Genomic DNA, 18,342 nt, shown 5'->3' with positions numbered 1-18,342 from the left:
GACGCCGGTTGTGCGGAGCAGGTGTCCCAGGTACAGCGGGCAGACCGCGGCTGATTTGCTAGACCACCCGCTCGAGCGCGCGCAGGTCTGCATCCAGCTTCCTGAACAACCAATAAACGGCGACGAACGCGAGCCCGGAGGCCGCGCACAACCCCAGAACCGAATCGCGCACGAGCGGAAGCTCCGCAGGTTCGAGGGCGCTGAATCCGGCCAGCACCCCGACCAGCGGCACCGACGCTGTCACCGCGAGATAGACCGTGGTTCTTCGACGCTGCTCGCGAAGATCGGCGGAGTCACGCGCCGTGGTGCGGCCGTGGCGCAAATAGATGGGATAAACACAGCGGACGACGTAGAACGTCGAAAGGAAATACGTGTAGGCAACCGAGATGCTGCCCGTCACCAGAACGGTCGTTGCCGCATGGACCAGCATCCGCACCGGAAGGTCGGTAAACCAGATGAGCAGCATCACCCCTGTCACGGTTCCGAGAACCGCGAACAGGAGGGTGTTCATCGCACACAGATCTCCCCAGAATAGTGTTCGCGACCGCACCCGCGCGAGCTTTACCTCGTCGTAGCGTCTGCCATCGCGCGAGCCGCGCGGGACAGCGAGCAAATCGCGCGATATGTATACGTAGATGAGGACGGACAGCGGAAAGGCAAAGAGGTCGTAAATGATGGTGCCCTTGTAGAGCTGCGAGGCGGTGACATCGGGCAGGCGCGCGGCGATCAGTTCCTGGAGGTGCACGGCCAGGTAGACCGTAGCCAGGCCGACGCCGACCAACGAAGATGACCACAGAATGGGGGTGGGTCGTCGTGAAAGTCGTGCCCGCCAACTGTTCGGCGGCGGATAGACGAGGTCGCGGGCCCTCTCGTCGAGGCACAAGTCGAGCTGCTGGGCCAATTCCGAACCGCAGGAGTAGCGGTCTTCGCGGTGGGGCGACAGACACTTCAGCAGCACCAGGCGCAACGCCATGGGGCAATCCGGCGGAAGCTCCGCCAGGAACTTCGCCTCGACGGGTCTACGCCGCAGTGCGAGCATGCGGGCCAGCGACGTCTCCGACTCGCCGGCGGACCGTTCGTCCGCGAATGGGCGGCGTCCGGTGAGCAACTCCCACAGCATGACGGCCAGCGCGAAGATGTCGCTTCGAGTGTCGAGGTCGGCGGCGGTCGCCGACAGGTCGGGATGACAGGCTTCGAGCTGTTCGGGCGACATGTACGCCAGTGACCCGCCGAAGTACGCCAGGGGACTTGCCCCCCTGATTCGTGTGCTGGAGCTGACGTTGAAGTCGGCCAATTTCGGGATTCCCTCGGCGCTCAGCAGCACGTTCGCGGGTTTGATGTCTCGATGCAACACCCCTCGTTCGGCCGCATGCTCGAGTGCGTCCGCGAGTCGGCGGCCCAGCCAGGCGATGGTCTCCGGCCATGTCAGTGTGGCGGTTCGGGTCCGAATGGCAGATTCTGTGGGCCGAACCTCGCCTTTATCGGAAAGTATCTGGTCGACAGCATCGAGCAGCAGTTGCCCACTGCGGTGTTCCGCAGGCGTCGTGCGCTGTAAGCGTAGTACGTCGAGCAGCGTTCCTCCGGGTAGGTACTGCATGTAGAGCAGCTTCAGCTCGCCATCGGCGATGAGTCGCTGGTCGTAGATGCGCACGATGTATTCGTGGTCCAATTGGGCGAGAGTCTGTGGCTCGATGCCATGATTGTGGGAAATCTTGACCGCGACCAGTCGCTGCATCGATTGTTGCCGGGCGAGGTACACCTGGGCGAAGGCGCCGGACCCGACCCTCATCAGGAGGTCGAAATCGTCGATATGGTCGCCGACGTCGATGGCGTCGAGGACTACTTGGGCACTTGGACGAGCAATCATCGTGCTGCGGTAATCGCTCGTGAGCCGTGCCACTTCAGGGCCGGCCGCCGTAGCGGCGGCCTCAGCGATCATGGTCGCCGGTGCGTGCGGACCGCGGCGCATGGCGTGGAATTCCTCGTAGACCAATTCGGCTGGAAGCGGGCCATTCTGCAGTTCTGCGAATTCCGCACGATATTCGATCAGTCGTTTGGGAAAGTGATGACGAAGCCAGCGGTATTCGAGGTCGATCTTGATCAGTTCGATCAATATCGTTCGCCGCTGAGCTGGTTCAGAGGGTAGGTATGCCGACAGGTCGGGTGGGGACCCGGACGCCCAAGCCTCTGAAAAAAGTGCCACGACAGTGGCAAGCGCTGTGCGGGTTCGTTCAGCTGAATCGACCAGATCGATCGGCTCGTGCATCGGAAGCTCGAGATCAGCCCCGGGCGATCACATGGCGGCTACGCGCGATGCGGCCCTGCCTCCTAGTTGACCCACAGTATCTCCTTTCCGCCAGACCTCCCTACTCAAGGGTATCGCTCCGATGCGCGGCAGCCACCCGGTGCCGGTGTCGACGGCCACACCAGCAGGTCCTCGGTGTGTCCGGGCATCAGCAGTACTTCCGGCGACAACCCGCCCAACTGGAGTCGAACCCGAACCATTTCCCGCCCGAGTCCGCCTCGGACGTCGCCCATGCCGGGATTGTGGGCCCGTCGGTGCTGCTGGTGGCCGGCGGTCTCCTTGTCGGTGGGCGGGTGCATCGCCGCGGCGGTGTTCGGCGGCGTGCACATGCACGGTCAGCACACTAGGCGGCACTCGGATGCGTATCGAACCCAAGAGGATCCGGATCGCGAGGTTCTGCGCGTCGAGGGACCGCGAAGAATCCCGCGAAGACGGCAGCGAGAATTCCCACCGCCCACCACAGCGTGAGCCCGAACGTACGGGAGAAGTTTTCCGCGTTCGCCTTTTCGCCTGCTGCGCTGAGGATTTCGGTTACCCGATCAGGCCTTCCGGACTGAGTGGCCCGAGCCTGGACGGCCTGGCAGCTCGGCGGAGCCTCGGTGGGGTTGGTGCCTGCCGATCTGTCCTGCACGCAAGCTCGCAAGTCGGAGATGATCCGCGCCTGCGCCGAGGTGTCCAAGCCGACCGCGGCGAGTTCGGTGCGCACCTGGGGTGCGACCGTGTCGACGCCGCGATCGGAACCGCTGTCGAGCTGGGCGAAGAAGATCACGCCGGCGAGCGAGACGCCGAGTGCGATGCCGAGCTGCTGCGCGGTGTTCAGCAGACCGGAGGCCGAACCGGCATCGTCTTCGGGGACTTTCGCCAGCACGAAGTCGACAGTCGGCGAGACGACCAGGCCGAAGCCGAGTCCCGAAACGATCAGCGGGGCGATCATCTGCCAGGAGGTGATCGCGGGGCCGTAGCGCCACGCGGCCCAAATGTAGCCCGCGAAGCCGATCGCGTTGAGCAATGCTCCCGTCAGCAGCACGCGCCGCCCGTACCGAGGTACGAGCACCTGCACGGACATGCCTGCCGCCGCGGCAGCGCCGATGGCGAAGGCGCCGGAAGTCAGACCGGCCCGCAGTGGCGACCAGCCGAGGCCGAGTTGCATGTAGAGCGTCCAGACGAGGAAGAATCCGCCGAGCGCGATCCAGAAGATCAGCCAGAGCCCGCTGCCGATCGTGAACGATCGCGCCCGGAACAACCCGAGCACGACCAGCGGTGAACCGACCGTCCGGTCCCGCCGCCGTTCGTAGCGGACAAGGACCGCAAGCAGCACGGCCGCTCCGGTCATCATTGCGAAAGTCCATGCCGGCCAGCCGAATCGGCGGCCTTCGGTGAGCGGGTAGACGAGCATCGCGATCGCGGCAGTGACGAGTGCGGCGCCGACGAGATCGAGCTTCGCAGCGGTCGCGGACTTCGATTCACGCACCACGAACCGGGCCACAGCGATAGCGGCGATACCGACCGGGACATTGATCAGAAAGATCAGCCGCCAGTGGAGGTCGAACACATTCCAGTCGACCAGTGCACCACCGAAGGCCGGCCCGACGACTGCCGCCGACCCGACGACGGCGCCGAAGAAGCCGAACACCCTGCCGCGGTCGTGGAGCGGGAAGGTCACGTGGATAATCGCCAGGATCTGCGGCACCATCAGGCCGGCGGTGCCGCCTTGAAGAAACCGAGAGACGATGAGCATGCCTGGGCTGCCCGCGATGCCGCACAGCGCCGAGGTGATGGTGAACCCTGCGACTCCGGTCAGGAACAGCCGGCGTCGGCCGTAGATGTCGCCGAGCCTGCCGCTGGTGATGAGGACCGCGGCGAACGCCAGCACGTATCCCGCGACGATCCATTCGAGCTGTGCGTATTGCGCCCGAAGGTCGCGTTGGATGCTCGGTACCGCGACGTTGACGATGGTGGTGTCGAGCAGGTCCATAAACCCCGCGACGAGGACGACTACGAGCGCGATCCAACGTCTGCGCCCGGGCGGCGTCGAACGCTGCTGGGATACCGGCGCGCTCGCGACGGCCCGGCAGACGTCGTGAGCCTCCGAATCGCGAATCGACGGCTGCACCATGTCGACCTGCCTGCTGGTCCACGAAGCGGCTGCGGCCCTTTCGGTGACCGTACGACCCCACTGCCACTCCATCTATGGCCCTCCCATCGTTGACAGTGCTATAGCGCGGATGATTTCGGTCAGGGCCGAGAGTTCGCCGACGACGGCTTCCGCACGGTCGCGAGGCTCATCAGGGACGAGTTGAAGTGCCCCACCGACTCACCGCCGGCGGGGACGGCACGGCCGAGGGATTGCAAGTAGTCGACCAGGCCGGTGGCGGCACCGGTCCAGCCCTGCGGTGTGAACCATTGCACCGCTTGGGTTTTGCGATCGTTGTAGATGAGTCCGGCCCAGCGTGCGCCCGCACCGCGGTCGTAGCTGTCGGGATCGGTGGACGGCGTGGTCATGGCCGAGTAGACGCCGGAATCGATCGTGGCCATTTCCTCGATGCCCAGCCAGCTGCCCGGGGCGGACAGTGCGTTCAGGGTGTCGAACAGTTGATCTTGGGCGGCGGGGGTGAGGTAGATGACGAGACCTTCGACCAGCCATGCTGTCGGTAGCGATGGGTCGAAGCCGCTGTCGCGCAGGGCAGTTGACCAGTCGTCGCGCAGATCGACGGCGACTTCGTGACGATCGGCGGTAGTCGTCGCGCCGGCCTGGTCGAGCACGGCGCGTTTGAATTCGAGTACCGGCGGGCGGTCGAGTTCGTAGATGACCGCGCCGTCCGGCCAGGGCAGGCGGTACGCGCGGGAGTCGAGTCCGGCGGCGAGGATGACGACTTGACGCACGCCCGCCTCGGCGGTGGAGCGCAGATAGTCGTCGAAGTACCGGGTGCGTGCGGCTTGGAAATCTTGAAACAGCGATCCGAAGTCGGCCGAGCGCAGCGGATGGTGTTTCGTCAGTTCCGGGTCGGCGGTGAACAGCTCGGCCCATTCGTCACCTGCGGCGCGACAGAACACTTCGGCGAACTCGTCGACGGCAAGGGCCTGCGGGTGCCGAGCGGCCAGGCCGCGGGCTGCCGCGACGAACAGCGCCGTGGCGCCGACGCTCGTCTTGATGTCCCAGGAATCGTTGTCGTTGCGCATGCTCACTTTTCTCCGATCAGGGTGGGGTTGCTGGTGCGATGGGTGGGGGATGGTTCGGCGGCCGTGTGGTCGGTGGCCAGGACCTGCTCGAGGCTGTAGCCGTGCAGCGCGAGCCCGTAAGTGCCGACACCTTCGAGAAGCCACCGCAGTGTGCGGACGAGGACGGGCGGCACGGTGAAGGTCGATAGGCGGAGGCCGGACGAGTCCGGGCCGGCGCGGGATGGTGCGGTCGCGGTCACGAAAGTTCTCCTTCCGGCGCCGGCGTGGCGGTGTTCGTGGGCGAGGGGATGTGTGCGGTACTGGAGTGCGCGACGATGTGGATGTCGCGGCGGACTCGCCCCGCCCAGTACGGACGCATGGGGGTGGTGGTCTGCCGGTGGATCGGGGCGTCTTCCCAGGCGAGGAACGCCTCTTCGTCGGTCCATTCCGACAGCAGGATGTAGTGGTCGTCGTCGGCGCACGGCCGCAGCAACTCGTCACGAATATGGCCTGGTGTACCCGCCACCTGCGCAGTGACCTGCGCATATGCGGCTTCGAAGGCTGCTTCCTCCCCCGCCCGTATGCGGGCGCGGACCATCACTCGCGCCGTCATGCGATCACCTGGCCGGTACGGGCCGGTACGTCCACCGTGCTCAGTTGCATGTCGTTGCTGGTGCGGACGGCACGCAACGCGGCGGTGGCGGCGTCCTGTGTGCGGCTGCGTTCGAAGGCATGGAAGCAGCCCTCGTCAGCCCAGTCGCTGGTGACGACGAAGGTGCGCACGTCCGGGTCCGCGGATACGGCTCGGGTGATGCGCTGCCGGAGGAAACCCGGGGACTGTGCGGCCAAGGTGAACACCGGCCGCAGGCCGTTGAGCAGGCGGGTAGCGTCGCGTCTTGCGACGGTCATGGTGATGGTGGCGCGCAAGGCGGTCATCGTCAGATTCCTCCGTCGACGTTGAGGCAGATGCCGTTGACGAACTGCGCGAGTTCGCTGGCGAGGAACAGCACGGCACCGGCGACGTCGCCGGGGCGGCCGAGACGGCCGAGGGCCGCCAGGGCTGCGTAGCGCTGTTTCTGAGGTTCGGCCAGACCGATGAGCTGGTCGGTTTCGATGATTCCAGGGGCGACGGTGTTGACGCGGATGCCCTGTGGCCCCAATTCCTTGCACAGCGAGCGAGTCAGGCCGTGCACGCCGGCTTTGGACGCTGTGTAGTGCGTCCGGTTGGGCATTCCGACGTTCGCGACGGCGGAGGAGATGTTGACGATCGACGCGGACTTGCCGAGGCGAGGCAGAAGCGCGCGCACCACCAGGTACATCCCGGTCAAATTGGTGTCGACGATGCGGTGCCATTCGTCCGGATCCATCTGCAGCAGTGGCGTATTCGACACGACCCCTGCGTTGTTGACGACGATGTCGACGGTGGCCGGGGCAGTCTCGACGGTGGCGGCGACTTCCGCGGGGTCGGTGACGTTCGCGAAGCACACACGGCCGGGTGCGGTGGCCTTGTCCAGTTCGCGTGCGAGGTTGGCGGCGGCGTCGCTGGGTTTGCTGCCGATCGCTGTCACGTGCGCGCCTTGCGCGGCCAAGGCGCGGACGATGCCCAGGCCGATGCCGCGGGTGCCGCCGGTGACGATCGCGGTCTTGCCGGTCAGTCGCAGGTTCAGCTGCGCCTGCTGCACGGCTGGGGGGTTGGCGGTGGTCGGATGCTCACGCTGTCGCGCAGCAGCGGGTCCGAGCCGGCCGGCGCCGGTGTTCTCGTTGTCGTTCACTGGTCTCCTTTGGTTCGGCGCAGTATCAACGCACTGTTGAAGCCGTCGTATCCGCGGGCGGCGACGGCGGCGACGTGGACGGCCGCTCGTTGCGGAGCAGCGATGAAATCGAGTTCGCATCCGGGGGCCGGGTTGGCCAATGCCCCGAACGCAGGCAGGGTTTGTTCGCGCATTGCCAGCACGGCGGTGGCGACGTCGAGCGCGGAGCTGCCGTGGGCGGCTCTGCCCAGCAGTCCTTTGTGACTGGTGACGGGCACCCCGTCGGGGAAGACGGTGCGGATCGCCTCGGCTTCGGCCCGGTCGGCGGTCGGCACGCCGGTCGCGTCGGCGAACAGGACATCTGTTCGTCCTGGCGAGGTCTGCGCGCGCTGCAGTGCTCGATGTAAGGCAGCGGCAAGGTATTTCGACGGCTGCTCGCCGGTCATGTCGCCGCGCGGGCGGGAGGTGCGCCCGTCGTGGGTGGCGGCGTACCCGGCGACCTCCGCATACACGTACGGTGCGCCGCGCCGCAGGGCGTGCTGCTCTTCTTCCACCACGAAGATGGCACCGCCTTCGGCGGGGACGTATCCGGCGGCATCGGTGTCGAAGGGCAGATATCCGCGTGCCGGGTCGGTCCGCCGGCTCAGCCATCCGCTGCGCTGCAGGCAGGTCAGCGCGTAGGGGCCCAGTGGCGCTTCGGTGCCGCCGGCAACGACGACGTCGACTCCGCGACGGATAGCGCGTGCCGCGTATCCGAGGCTGTCCAGGCCGCCCGCTGCTTCGGCGACGAGCACGCTCGACGGGCCCTTCATCTGATGCAGAATCGAGGTTTGCCCAACGCTTGCCGCATAGAACCAGGCGATCGACTGGTAGGCGCCGACGGTGCGGCTCGCTCCTGACCACAGCCGCTGCAGCTCCCGCTGGCCGAAGTGATTTCCGCCCGATGAGCTCGCCAATGCGACCGACATCCGATACGGATCCAGGCTGGACGGATCGAGTTCCGCATCGGCCAAGGCTTGGGTTGTGGCCGCCAGCGACAACCACGTCCACCGGTCGGTCTGCACGATCAGTCGGCGGTCCAGGTGCTGTTCCGGCACGAAGTCACGGACCTCTCCGGCCAGCGTGGTCGAGTACTCGGAGGCGTCGAAGTGGGTGATCGGTGCGATTCGGTTCTCGCCCGCCACCACGGTCTTCCAGTGCTCGCTCGCCGACGTGCCGCTCGGGGCCACGACGCCGATCCCGGTGATCACTGCCCGTCGGCTCATCGCAATTCCTCCGGACGGGTGAAGACCATCGCGGACTGGAACCCGCCGAACCCACTGCCGACCGACAACGCCGTATCGACTGTTGCGTTGCGGGCGGTATCGGGGACGTAGTCCAAGTCGCACTCCGGGTCTCGGTTACTCCAGTTGGCGGTCGGTGGTATCACCCCGGTGTCGATCGCCAACGCACAGGCCACCATCTCGATGGAGCCGATCGCGCCGAGCGAGTGCCCGACCATCGACTTGATCGAGCTGATCGGCACCTCGTACGCGGCGGCACCGAGCGCCTTTTTGAAGGCGGCCGTTTCATGGCGGTCGTTTTGCTTGGTGCCCGAGCCGTGGGCGCTGATGTAGTCGATCGCGCCTGCATCGAGCCGGGCCTGGTCCATCGCTTCGCGGATGGCGATGCTCATCTCCAGTCCGTCCGGGCGGAGTCCGGTCATGTGGTAGCCGTTGCAGCGCGAGGCGTACCCACCGATCTCGCTGTAGATGTACGCACCTCGATCCAGGGCGTGTTCGAGCTTCTCCAACATCAGCACCGCCGCGCCTTCCCCGAGCACGAATCCGTTCCGCGTCAGATCGAAGGGGCGGGACGCGTGCGGGGGATCGTCGTTGTCATCGGTGGTCGCCCGGATCGCGTCGAACGCCGCGACGGAGATCGGTGAGATCGGCGCGTCCGATGCTCCCGCGAGGACGAAGTCGGCGTCACCGTCTTCGATCATGTGCAGTCCGTGACCGATCGAGTCGATCCCGGACGTGCAGCCGGTCGAGATGACCGCGGCCGGGCCGTGCAACTCGAAGTCCGCAGCCACCTCGCCGGCCATGCTGCTGGGGACGAGGGCCTGATACAGGTACGGCAGCACCGAGCCCTCGTCGACCAGCCATTCCTGGCCGTTGTTACTGGCGACCAGGTACTCGCTCTCCAGGGTGATGGTCGCCCCTACCGCTGAGCCCAGCGACACCCCGAATACCGCACGCGCGGCGTCGGACAACTCGAGACCGCAGTCGTGCAACGCCTCGCGGGCGGCGACGAGAGCGAACTGGGTCATCCGATCGCAGCGGCGCGCTTGCCTGGGCGACAACCCGCATGCCTGCGGGTCGAAATCGCATTCCGCCGCCACCTGGGAGCGGAATCCGGTCGGATCGAAGGAACTGATCCGGCGGGTCGCCGTCCTCCCGGACGACAAACAGTCCCAGAACGGCTCGCGTCCGATTCCGCCTGGAGCGACGACCCCGATCCCCGTCACGGCGACGCGTGTCATCGCACCTCCGGCATCGCGGGGGAAGCTGCCGGCGACTCGGTGTCGACGTGGCCGAGTTCGGGTCGTGGGGCCAGCGGTCCGAGATGGAAGACGATGCTTGCGGTCTCGTTCCCGGTATTGCGCAACCGGTGCCGGACACCGATCGGCACGAACAATCCCTGCCCCGCGGTCAGGGACCACTCCGCACTGTCGAGGTCGACGGTGAGGTCGCCCTGCACGCAGAACAGAAACTCCTCGGAATACGGGTGGTAGTGCTCGGCGATGCGTTCCCCGGGCTCGAGCGTGGCAACGCCGGTGAATCCGGACGTGCTGCCGACGGTTTTCGGGCTCAGTACGGTCTTGATTTCACCTCCCCGGCGGCGGTCGGCGGGAAGGTCGGAAATATCAACGCGGTTCGGTCGAATATCCGGCATGATGACAGATCCTCTCGACGAATGATGCGGCGGCATGGGTCGGGCGCTGGGTGCCGCGGTCAGGTGAGCGTTCGCGCGAAGTTGCGGGACCTTTCGACCTTTTCTTTGATGAGCTGCATTTGGACCGCGCTGTTGGTGTTGATTCGGTCGGTCATCCCGGCGTCGTCGAGCGGCGCATCCTGGCGCATGTGGAAGTCCTGCACCCAGGTCATTCGGGTGCCCGATCCGGACTCGGCATAGTGCCAGTGGATGCGCATGTATTCGAACGGCCCGGTCTCCACCCGATGGGCTTGCACGGTCCTGTGGACCGGATCAACGGTTCGCTCGCTGACCCAACTCCATATGCGACCCGCCTCGTCCGGATGCATCGTGAGCCGGAATCGGACGGCGTCGCCGTGCTCTGCGAGAACATCGACGGCGGCGTATTCGGAGAACAGATCCGGCCAGCGGCGCACGTCGTTGGTCGAATTCCATACCACGTCGAGTGGTGCGTCGATGTGGATCGAGTTTTCTGTATGTCCTGGCATCAGGCGACCTCCACACTCGATTTGCGCTCGACGTACCGGACCACTTGCGCGCCGGTCATGTCGAGGAGCTCGTCGGGCAACTCGACGTCGAAGTCGCGTTGCACAACGCTCTGAATCTCGAAGACGGCCAGCGAATCCACGCTGAGTTCCGCCATTGTCAGCCGGTCTGCGGCCGTCAACTCGTCTGGGCTGACGTCGACCCCGACGTGCTTATCCAGGATCGCCCGCAGAGTTTGGATGGTGAATCTTTCGGACATTTATTTTTCCTTGTTCCATTTCGTAGGGACATCCGACACGCTTTCCGGCGTCGGGCCTGTTTGCGGTGTCCAGCTGTAGAACATGCGTGCGCGGGCATCCGCCGGGGATTGCCAGGTAGGAAGGTAGGGTGAAATGAATTCACCCAGCCGGGAGCTCACGCGGGCGAATTCCGGATGCTGCTGAGCGAGACCGATTGCGGTATTACCGGTTTCGGTGGTCTCCAGCATGTGCACATACAGATCGTCCAGGGCGTAGAGTTCTCGCCGGGAGACGCCGGCGATCACCGGAAGAGCTGTCGCGTCGGATTCGGCGAAGATCTCGGCAACGCGGGAAACGGCGTCCGGGCGTATTCGAGCGATAATCAGTGAACGGTTCATCCGGCGACTCCCCGTGGAATACGCGGCACCGCCGCGTGACTGCTGCAATATTGAATGACCATGAATCTTCTCCGATCCGGCTTCGTGGGGAATGGGCCCAACGCCTCATTGCATCGGAACACAACATGAACTTTATGAGCGAAGCCGGCGGGTGATCCACCACCCTGATGTCCCCGATCCGGAACCCGAGGGTGGTGATAATCAACACTCAGGGTGGCGCCCGACCGCGAGAAAATATTTCTCGACCTTCGTGCCGCCGGTATGCACGGCACACCTCGAAGTGGTGTCGACGGTAACGCGGAAGTATGCGATTCGCCGGCACCAGGCTGGATTCGGAAAATGATCAAGCGGATTGCAATAGTCAAGAGAGGCGAAGCGGCCGTGCGCCTGACCCGGGCCGTCCGGGAGCTCAACGCCGAGCACAATCACGGAATCCGCACCATCGCCCTGCACACCGATGCCGAGCGGCGCGCGATGTTCGTGCGCCAGGCGGACGAGAGTGTCACCCTGCGGCGCAACGGCGTGGTCAACCCATACCTCGACCACGCCGAGCTCGAGCGCGCGTTGCTCGCGGCCGAGGCCGACGCGCCGCCAGCGGCAGCCGTCCGGTGGTGGTACTGGCGAATCTCTCCGGCTTCGACGGCTCACCAGAATCGCTGCGCGGCATCCAACTCGAGTACGGCGCCGAAATCGGCCGCGCCATAGTCAATTTCGACGGCCCGATTGTGTTCTGCGTCATCTCGCGCTACCATGGCGGAGCGTTCGTGGTATTCCCCGGCGCGCTCAACGACAAGATGGAGGTGCTCGCCGTCGAGGGATCCTTCGCCTCCGTCATCGGCAGCGCACCTGCCGCGGCGGTCGTGTTCTCCCGCCAGGTGAACACCCGCACCGCTGCGGACCAGGCAGTGCGCGAGCTCGAGCAGCAGATCTCGACCGCCGCCGACGGTGCCGAAAGAGCCCGGCTGCGCGTCGAACTCGCTGCCACTCGTTCCGCGGTGCGCTCGGACAAACTGGGCGAGGTCGCTGCTGAGTTCGAGGCTGTGCACAACATCGAGCGCGCCCGCGAGGTCGGTTCCGTGCACTCGATCGTCCACGCGGCCGCGCTACGCCCGCGACTCGTCGCAGCCATCGAGCGCGGCATGGCCCGCACAGCGGTCTGCTAGTCGCGAGTATCGGCGCGGGTGGTCAGCTGGTGTTCGCAGCGACCGCCATCACGAAGAACACGGCATGGTTTTTCGAGTCAGGCACGCAGGTAGTCGGCCTCTCGACGCGGCTTCTTTGCTGGTCAGGCGCCGACCCAGAACTTTCTCGGAGACAACCCACCGAACCGTCAGGCCGGTGCTATGCCGGTGATCAGGGTCTGGCTCGAGCCCGTCCGGGTGGTGACGATCTGTGTGAACGTGCTGGGCTGCTCATCCGGGAACTGCTGGGTCAACCGGACCTCCCACCGCGCCTGCCCATCGGCGACGTCCCCGGTGCGGGTGATCAGCACGCAGTAGCGGGTGCCGGCCGGCACCTGATTGATGCCGCGCTGGATCTGCTCGGCGGGCGCGACCGCCGCGTCCGGGGCGACCACCGCGCGGGCCCGGTACCCGGAACGCTCGGCGTAGTAGGCGTACTCGAAGGCCAGGATGGCGTCGGGGCCGTTGCCGGTCCCGCCGGGGTCGGTGCCGGAAATGACGTCGGCGGTGCGCCGTTGCTCGCAGCCTGGTGTCGCGATGGCCCATGGTGGCCTGGCCGATGTCGTTGTCGCCGAGGTGGCTTGTGCGGAACGTGATGCACGCGCGGGTGAACTCGCCGCGGTCGTGCGCGAATTCGATCCGGAACCGTAGAGGATGGTCAGCGCGATCGAGACGGCCGCGACCACGACCCCGAGCACGATCAGCACGGCCAGTGGACGATTGTTGCGCTGCTGATCCGTTCGCCGGGGTCGGCGAACCGGAGTGCCGGGGTGGATTCCGGATCGGTTGACGATCGTGGGCGCCTGGACGGCGTTGTCCTCGACCTTCGGTGGTTCGTCGTCGACGGCAGGCACATGCCGGTTCTGCGCGACGGGTGGGTCGGGCAGCTTCTCGCTCGGGGCCGCAGGCTCGAGCCATTCTTCCCACTCCCCGAATCGCGGCCGCGTACTCGTCTTGTCCGTCGGTGACGGCTCGGAAAGGTCGAGTTCCGATTGGGGAAGGTCGAGTTCCGGTTCGCGGCGACGAACCGGTCTGCGGCGACCAGGTGGGCGTCGGCGCTTCGCCCCCTTGCCCGCGGGCGTGCGCAGCATCGGCAGACCCGTGTCGAACGGATTGCTCTGGGCCGGGCCCTGACTCGGATGCTCCCGGTCAGGGGGCGTCATCGTCGAATTCGCCCAGCACGGGCACGACGGCGGTCGCCATGGACGGCACGGTCACGCCGAGTTGGCCGTCGCGGGGCTTGTGCTCCTGGTCTGTCCCGGGCAGGGGCGGCGTCGGCGGAATCACCATGCCGCCCGCCGGTCCCGGGCGGGCCTGCTGGTCCGGGCGGGTGGCAGGCGCGGGGGCGGATTCGGCAAATGGTCCCGTCCCGGGAATGGGCCTGCTCTGCGGCTTCGGCGCGTCCGACTTCGCGGTGGGCGCGGAAGTGGAGGCGCCGGGACCGGTCGACGTCCCGGGTTTGCTGTCCTGCGACCCACCGCCGAAGTCGAACAGTTTCGAGGAGTTGGGCGAGTTCTTCACGCTGTCGTCGTGGGTGGTGGAGCCGGGGTGGATCGCCTCGGAAATGGCCTTGTCCGCCGACGCCGCAACGGTGTCGATGGTGTGGATGCCGACCTCGGCGATCTTGTCGATGATGTGCGTGCCGATGTCGACGCCCGCGCTGATGCCCGCGGTGCCGATCTGCACTCCCGCGGAGATGAGCTGCTGCTGCAATTGAAGCTGCGCGGCCAGCGCCGGGTCCATCGGCTGCCCCGCCCCCTGCGCTGCGGTGCCGGGCACGAATTGTCCTGTGGCGCCGGGTTGGACGGATTGCCCCTGCGCCACCCCTGCCGGTGTGGTGACCGTGAGCGGTCCCATGCCATCCAGTTTCCTGGTGTGGTCGTCCATCTCCGATCGCGCGTTCGTGACCGTGGTGAGGGCGTCGCGCAGCGCCTGGGTGGCGCGTGCGATGACGGCGTCGGTGTCCGGGGCGGTGGTCGCGTTGTCCAGAATCTCGCGCGCGTCGCGTCGGAACTCCGCGATGATCTGGTCGACGCGCTGCGCTGCGCGCCCGGAGGTGGCGTGCGCGTCGGTGAGCACCGACAGATAGGCCGGGCCCCGGTCGGAGATGTCGCCGATCTGGGTCTGCGTTGTGCGCAGTGCGGGCACCGCGGCGTCGGCGGCGCGAGAGATCCAGGTCGACTCCAGCGCATGCAGGCCGTCGCGATGCGGGCCTTCGGTATCGGCCGCCTTGGTGGACGCGGACGACAATGCGCTGGTCGCCGTTTCGTTCGGAATGCCGACGCCGGTGCCGAGTGAGGAACGTAACGCCAGCAGCGGGCGCACCAACGCGGCCACGATCGGTGGGTCGACCCCAGGATCGGTACTCAGCGGCCTTGTGGTCTCGGCGGAGGCCTGCGTGGCCTGCGCCCGTTTCCGCAGTCCCATCAAACTTCTCATGCCAGTGCCTCCCCCGCCTGGTCGATGGCGCCCGCGGTGTCTGCGTCGGCGCCTTGTGCTTTCGCGCTGTAATCGCGCAGGACCTGCCCGTAGGTGCCGACCAGCTGTCCCGCGGTCGACAACGCTTGCGCGTGTTCGGACACGGCCGTAGCGAACCGTGTCGCGAATTCCGCTCCCACGAGGCCGAGATCGGCGGCCAGCTGGTCGGGATTCACCGCGCCGGACGCGACCGCCGCCGCCGACGCCAATTGTCTGGACACCGCGTCCGCGATCGCGGTGTAGGCGGCCACCGCCGCCGGGTCGAGCCTGAGCGTATCCACTGTTCCCCTCCCGGATCCCAGTCTGTCGCTGCCGCGCCATGATTCATCGCCAAGCGTACTGTGCGACCCGGACACCACGCGGCCGATCCTCGGTGTCCGTTTCGATCGAGTGCGGCCGCGGACGCCGGCAGCGGATCCGATGGCCGCCGTCCGGTGTCTCGCCGGCATCGGAGTACCGGCGCAGGGCGATCGGCCGACGAGCCTGCTCAGGAGCGTTCGCGGCACGGTGTCGTGGGCCCGATAAGGCCTTCACCTGACTCATGTATCGAAATCGTCATCGGGAACACGAATCGCCTTCTCCGAACATCATATTGTGCGCCGCGTCACAGTCGAATATGTTGCCGGGTCGAGCGTCGAGGACCACCGGAAGCGCGACCAGACCGTGCGCGCGCCAAGAGTCTCGGTAGGCCAACTCGGCTTGCGGGACGGCCAGCCGCGCCCGCGGGTGCCGGGCCGAAAATTCCGGCACGACGGCGTCCACGATGAGGTCGGCGGTTCGCGCGCCCAGACAGTAGTGCGGGCCACGGCCGAACATGAGGCTGGGCCTTCCCGCGCGGGCGGGATCGGAGTCGGCGCCGAACACCGAGAGCAAGACAGTGTCGCCGCGGGGGATGGTGTGGCCGCCGACGGTCAGATCGGTTACCGCGAAGCGGCGGATGGCGAACGGCAGCGGGTTCGCCCGTTCCATCAGGTCGCGGCGGCGGGTGGCCCAATCGGTCGCGGCGGTACCTCCGGAGCCGAGCAGCGCGGCAATCAGGTTGCCACACAGGTGTACCGCGTTTTCCAGGCCGGCCAGCATCATCAGGAAGGCGAGCGAGACGAGTTCGTCACCGGTGAGGGTCTCGTCGTCGGTGGCGCGGATCCATCCGCTGAGCAGATCGTCGCCGGCCTCAGCGCGCTTCGCGTCGATCAGAGCAGTGAAGGTCGTGGTCAACCAGCCGATCGCCGTGCCGAGCCGCTGGCCGGACTCCTTCGACGCCGGGTCGAAAGTCACCATGGCCGTTGCGGCATCCCGAAGGCCGGGATGGAGATCGGCAGGCACGCCCAGCAATTCGCCGATGACCAATGCGGGAACCGGAACGCACAACCGGTCCAACAGGTCTACCGTCTGGCCCGCGGACGCGGCCAGCGCGGCGAATGTCTCGTCGGCGATCCGGCGCACCACGAGCTCGAGGCTCTCGGTCGAGCGTCGCGAGAACGCGGGCATCGCGAGCCGTCTGATCCTGCCGTGCTCGTCACCGTCCATGTTCAGCAGATTGCGGTCCAGCGCGGGCGGCAGCGCGAAGCCCGCGTACCCGCCGCCGGAGTGCCGTTTGTCCAGGCTCAGCCGTTCGTCGGCGAGCAGCGCGGCTACCTCGTTGTATCCCGAGATCACCCAAACCTGTTGACCACCGGGGAGTTCCGCGCGCCGAACCGCTCCGCGCCACCTCGCGTGCTCGTCCCACCGCAGCCGCGCCGCTGTTCCGATCGCCCGCACCATCACTCAATCCTCACTGCCGCCGTCCTGGCAGAATAGGCGGCTGCCTCGCCTTCGCTCGGCCCGGCGCGGAGCTGTGGACGGACTCCGTCCGGCTGCGCGCGTTGTGCGGCTGCCTCGCCTTCGCTCGGTCCGGCGCGGGGCTGTGGACGGACTCCGTCCGGCTGCGCGCGTTGTGCGGCTGCCTCGCCTTCGCTCGGTCCGGCGCGGGGCTGTGGACGGACTCCGTCCGGCTGCGCGCGTTGTGCGGCTGCCTCGCCTTCGCTCGGCCCGGCGCGGGGCTGTGGACGGACTCCGTCCGGCTGCGCGCGTTGTGCGGCTGCCTCGCCTTCGCTCGGCCCGGCGCGGGGCTACTGGGCGCCCAGGGCACTGAACGCGGAGAGGTGCGAAGCGAGCAGTCGCACTCGGGACCGCTGCTGGACGGTGGTCTCCTCGGGATGGTGGATCTCGATGCTCAGTCGGTCGTCGAAGGTGCTGATGATGATGGTGCCGCTGGGCTGCTGCAGCCGGTGTCCGGTCTTGTCGGGCTTTCCCAGCATGATCGAGCGGAAGTCGGTGACCCGCAAGCCGTCCGGGACCTGGGGCCGTCGCACGCGACCCCAGTTCGTAGCGAGGACGATTCCCGGCGCGGACGGCGGGGGCCCGGACGCGATATCCGGAATGTGCAATGGGGTCTGCTGCACGGCACCCGTCGCGAGTTCGGCGCACAGGGAGTCGCTGATGCCGTGGGCCAGGCCGACGAGCGTGCCGACTCCGGGCGCCGGGACGAAGTTCGCGAAGCCGAGGACGTTGGTGCCCTCGGTCATGCCGATCCGCTGCGCCACGCGGGTGCGCAGGTCGACCGAATAGGTGTAGCTCAGCTCGGAGAGGGGTAGCTCACGCAGCTCGGCCTCGGTGAGCAGGATCGCGGCGGAGGCGAGTCCGTTGATCGTGGTGTTTTCCCGGTGCCCCAGCTCGGCCAGTGCCGCGGTCTGCTCTCTCGTCAGCCTGCATCGTGCCGTGCGGGGGAGTAGATAGCCGGGATCATCTGGGCCGCAGGGAGTTCGGGCCGCCGCGGTAGGACGGGGCGGCATTGCGGGTGTATCGAACTTTTCGATACCGCGCGCGGTCAGCAGCTCCTCCACCGAACTCGGGTAACCGTGCGGCTCCAGCTCGGGTGAGCGGCCCCCGGCCAGATCGGCATAGCTGGACCATAGCTCGGCGAGCACGGCCAGCGAATGGCAGGCATCCGCGATGCTGTGGTGGGTGACCAGCGTGACGCCCGCATTCTCGCCGTCGCGCACGACGCACAGCGCACAGAGCGTTCTGCGCTGATCCAGCTGCGCGCCGGCGAGCAACCGTTCCGGATCTCCTTCGGCGACCGAGATCTCCGGTGGCGCGCCGGGCGATTCGAGCAGGATGTGTCCGCCGTGCCCATCCGGCTCCAAGCGGGCGCCGAGGATCGGGCGGGCCCGAACAACCGCCTCGAACGCTGCCGCCAGCGCGGCCAGGTTCAACCGGCCCGTTACTCGAACCGAATAGCCGACGAAGACTTCGCTGTTGGCGAAGATCTCCTCACTAGGAGCCAGCGGACGGATGACGATTGCTGTGGTCATATCGATTCCTCCACCT

General features: G+C 66.8%; 18 protein-coding genes and 2 pseudogenes. 2 read left to right on the top strand and 18 right to left on the bottom strand.

Translation table 11 applies throughout. The annotated features are described in order from the left end of the window. Window positions 1-58: 58 nt before the first annotated feature. The 13 genes from AB4Z47_RS05870 to AB4Z47_RS05810 all read right to left on the bottom strand — a co-directional run bounded on the left by AB4Z47_RS05870 (window position 59) and on the right by AB4Z47_RS05810 (window position 11,314). On the bottom strand, window positions 59-2,113 hold the full coding sequence (locus tag AB4Z47_RS05870) for a serine/threonine-protein kinase (protein WP_441948457.1): 2,055 nt from the start codon (window positions 2,111-2,113) through the stop codon (window positions 59-61). Window positions 2,114-2,648: 535 nt separating this feature from the next. After that, complete coding sequence (locus AB4Z47_RS05865) at window positions 2,649-4,493, bottom strand: MFS transporter (RefSeq protein ID WP_441948455.1); 1,845 nt, start codon at window positions 4,491-4,493, stop codon at window positions 2,649-2,651. Between the two features lie 47 nt (window positions 4,494-4,540). Beyond that, window positions 4,541-5,485: a class I SAM-dependent methyltransferase gene (locus tag AB4Z47_RS05860; protein WP_441948453.1), complete on the bottom strand. Its 945-nt coding sequence runs from the start codon at window positions 5,483-5,485 to the stop codon at window positions 4,541-4,543. Window positions 5,486-5,487: 2 nt separating this feature from the next. Next, window positions 5,488-5,724, bottom strand: a complete 237-nt coding sequence (locus AB4Z47_RS05855; protein ID WP_441948451.1) for a hypothetical protein — start codon at window positions 5,722-5,724, stop codon at window positions 5,488-5,490. Then, window positions 5,721-6,077 carry an antibiotic biosynthesis monooxygenase family protein gene (locus AB4Z47_RS05850; protein ID WP_441948449.1) on the bottom strand — a complete coding sequence of 119 codons (357 nt, stop codon included), beginning with the start codon at window positions 6,075-6,077 and terminating at the stop codon, window positions 5,721-5,723. Before AB4Z47_RS05850 ends, AB4Z47_RS05855 begins: the two co-directional genes overlap by 4 nt. Continuing rightward, entirely contained in the window at window positions 6,074-6,400 is a 327-nt protein-coding gene (locus tag AB4Z47_RS05845) for an antibiotic biosynthesis monooxygenase family protein (RefSeq protein WP_441948447.1), read from the bottom strand. The genes AB4Z47_RS05850 and AB4Z47_RS05845 overlap by 4 nt, the downstream gene beginning before the upstream one ends. A 2-nt stretch (window positions 6,401-6,402) precedes the next feature. Further along, complete coding sequence (locus AB4Z47_RS05840; protein ID WP_441948446.1) at window positions 6,403-7,236, bottom strand: SDR family NAD(P)-dependent oxidoreductase; 834 nt, start codon at window positions 7,234-7,236, stop codon at window positions 6,403-6,405. After that, the gene (locus tag AB4Z47_RS05835) at window positions 7,233-8,480 is read right to left on the bottom strand and encodes a beta-ketoacyl synthase N-terminal-like domain-containing protein (protein WP_441948444.1); all 1,248 of its coding nucleotides are present in this window, start codon (window positions 8,478-8,480) and stop codon (window positions 7,233-7,235) included. Before AB4Z47_RS05835 ends, AB4Z47_RS05840 begins: the two co-directional genes overlap by 4 nt. Next, window positions 8,477-9,739 carry a beta-ketoacyl-[acyl-carrier-protein] synthase family protein gene (locus tag AB4Z47_RS05830; RefSeq protein WP_441948442.1) on the bottom strand — a complete coding sequence of 421 codons (1,263 nt, stop codon included), beginning with the start codon at window positions 9,737-9,739 and terminating at the stop codon, window positions 8,477-8,479. Before AB4Z47_RS05830 ends, AB4Z47_RS05835 begins: the two co-directional genes overlap by 4 nt. Continuing rightward, window positions 9,736-10,152, bottom strand: coding sequence for a cupin domain-containing protein (locus AB4Z47_RS05825; protein WP_441948441.1), 417 nt, complete (start codon window positions 10,150-10,152; stop codon window positions 9,736-9,738). Before AB4Z47_RS05825 ends, AB4Z47_RS05830 begins: the two co-directional genes overlap by 4 nt. A gap of 59 nt (window positions 10,153-10,211) precedes the next feature. Continuing rightward, window positions 10,212-10,679, bottom strand: a complete 468-nt coding sequence (locus AB4Z47_RS05820; protein WP_441948439.1) for an SRPBCC family protein — start codon at window positions 10,677-10,679, stop codon at window positions 10,212-10,214. Next, the gene (locus tag AB4Z47_RS05815) at window positions 10,679-10,936 is read right to left on the bottom strand and encodes an acyl carrier protein (protein WP_441948438.1); all 258 of its coding nucleotides are present in this window, start codon (window positions 10,934-10,936) and stop codon (window positions 10,679-10,681) included. Before AB4Z47_RS05815 ends, AB4Z47_RS05820 begins: the two co-directional genes overlap by 1 nt. Next, the gene (locus AB4Z47_RS05810) at window positions 10,937-11,314 is read right to left on the bottom strand and encodes a TcmI family type II polyketide cyclase (RefSeq protein ID WP_441948436.1); all 378 of its coding nucleotides are present in this window, start codon (window positions 11,312-11,314) and stop codon (window positions 10,937-10,939) included. It lies immediately after the preceding gene. A 261-nt stretch (window positions 11,315-11,575) separates the two neighbouring features. Between AB4Z47_RS05810 and AB4Z47_RS05805 the strand changes: the two are divergent. Further along, window positions 11,576-11,842, top strand: a pseudogene (locus tag AB4Z47_RS05805) (biotin carboxylase N-terminal domain-containing protein); the annotation flags it as partial. A 47-nt stretch (window positions 11,843-11,889) separates the two neighbouring features. After that, window positions 11,890-12,477, top strand: a pseudogene (locus AB4Z47_RS05800) (carboxyl transferase domain-containing protein); the annotation flags it as partial. 167 nt (window positions 12,478-12,644) lie between these two features. Here the strand turns inward: AB4Z47_RS05800 and AB4Z47_RS05795 are convergent. The 5 genes from AB4Z47_RS05795 to AB4Z47_RS05775 all read right to left on the bottom strand — a co-directional run bounded on the left by AB4Z47_RS05795 (window position 12,645) and on the right by AB4Z47_RS05775 (window position 18,326). Next, the gene (locus tag AB4Z47_RS05795; protein WP_441948434.1) at window positions 12,645-13,658 is read right to left on the bottom strand and encodes a hypothetical protein; all 1,014 of its coding nucleotides are present in this window, start codon (window positions 13,656-13,658) and stop codon (window positions 12,645-12,647) included. Next, window positions 13,645-14,934 carry a hypothetical protein gene (locus AB4Z47_RS05790; RefSeq protein WP_441948433.1) on the bottom strand — a complete coding sequence of 430 codons (1,290 nt, stop codon included), beginning with the start codon at window positions 14,932-14,934 and terminating at the stop codon, window positions 13,645-13,647. Before AB4Z47_RS05790 ends, AB4Z47_RS05795 begins: the two co-directional genes overlap by 14 nt. Continuing rightward, on the bottom strand, window positions 14,931-15,254 hold the full coding sequence (locus AB4Z47_RS05785; protein ID WP_441948431.1) for a hypothetical protein: 324 nt from the start codon (window positions 15,252-15,254) through the stop codon (window positions 14,931-14,933). The genes AB4Z47_RS05790 and AB4Z47_RS05785 overlap by 4 nt, the downstream gene beginning before the upstream one ends. 274 nt (window positions 15,255-15,528) lie before the next feature. Beyond that, window positions 15,529-16,734, bottom strand: coding sequence for a cytochrome P450 (locus AB4Z47_RS05780; protein ID WP_441948430.1), 1,206 nt, complete (start codon window positions 16,732-16,734; stop codon window positions 15,529-15,531). Between the two features lie 347 nt (window positions 16,735-17,081). Then, entirely contained in the window at window positions 17,082-18,326 is a 1,245-nt protein-coding gene (locus tag AB4Z47_RS05775) for a phthiocerol/phthiodiolone dimycocerosyl transferase family protein (protein ID WP_441948428.1), read from the bottom strand. Window positions 18,327-18,342: the final 16 nt, after the last annotated feature.

This window comes from Nocardia sp. 2TAF39, from assembly GCF_052114905.1.
Taxonomy (GTDB): domain Bacteria; phylum Actinomycetota; class Actinomycetes; order Mycobacteriales; family Mycobacteriaceae; genus Nocardia.
This window is presented reverse-complemented; position numbering and strand designations above follow the sequence as displayed.